This window comes from Phocaeicola sp. RTP21198st1_B8_RTP21198_201120 (genome assembly GCF_040929485.1).
Taxonomy (GTDB): domain Bacteria; phylum Bacteroidota; class Bacteroidia; order Bacteroidales; family Bacteroidaceae; genus Phocaeicola; species Phocaeicola dorei.
On sequence record NZ_JBCOCI010000318.1, the window covers coordinates 645 to 1,499 of the forward strand.

Annotated in this window: 1 protein-coding gene; it reads right to left on the reverse strand. The window is 40.9% G+C overall.

Annotated features, from left to right (window positions below; translation table 11 throughout):
• The coding region (locus AB5935_RS25850; protein ID WP_368327855.1) for a TonB-dependent receptor plug domain-containing protein at window positions 1-855 on the reverse strand (855 nt) is incomplete at both ends.

Sequence of the window (855 nt, forward strand, 5' to 3'; positions counted from 1 at the left end):
TTCAGAACTCAGTGTTCCGGGCGCTTTCTGCTTACGGTAGGAAGCACTGGATATTAAATTTATAGATAAATTCTTATATATATTATATGTTGTATTTAAATTAGCTGTATAGCGTTTTACTTCACTTTGCTTGTACCACCCCGGGTCTGACATGGCACTTAATGAAGCATAGAATGAAGATTTTTCTGTTCCGGAAGTGATACTGACAGAATGATTTTGTGTGATATTGTTGGAAAATAAAGTATCAAACCAGTCGGTATTTCTCATTTCCGCTTCACGCAGGTAAGCGTTACGTGCTTCCGGAGTGTTGGCAAGCCCGAATTGTCCTGTAACCGGATTGTATTGATTGATTAACTGATACATACGTCCATACACTCCGCTATCTTTTGCACGGTAAGTATCGCTATTGTTGAGCCATCCTTTTTGTTCCATTTCTTTATAGATTCCCATTTGTTCCTGTGAATTCATGATATTGAATTCTTTATAACTGGGAATCATACGAGTTGTAAATTCACCGGTGTAGCTGATTTTGCTGACACCGGCTTTTCCCTTTTTGGTGGTTACTACAATAACCCCTGCCATGGCTCGCGCACCGTAGATAGAGGTTGCTGATCCGTCTTTCAATATTTGAAAGCTTTCAATATCATCTGAATTCAATCCGGCAATAGCTGAACTAATCAATGTTTCGGCATCTCCTGAGGATAAGTCATCCGGACCTACGTCGATAGCATCTTCCATGATGACTCCATCTACCACCCATAGTGGCTTTGAACTACCGAAAATAGATGTAGCGCCACGTACCCGGATTTTTGGGGCAGTACCAAATGTACCGGAAACATTTTGTACAGATACGCC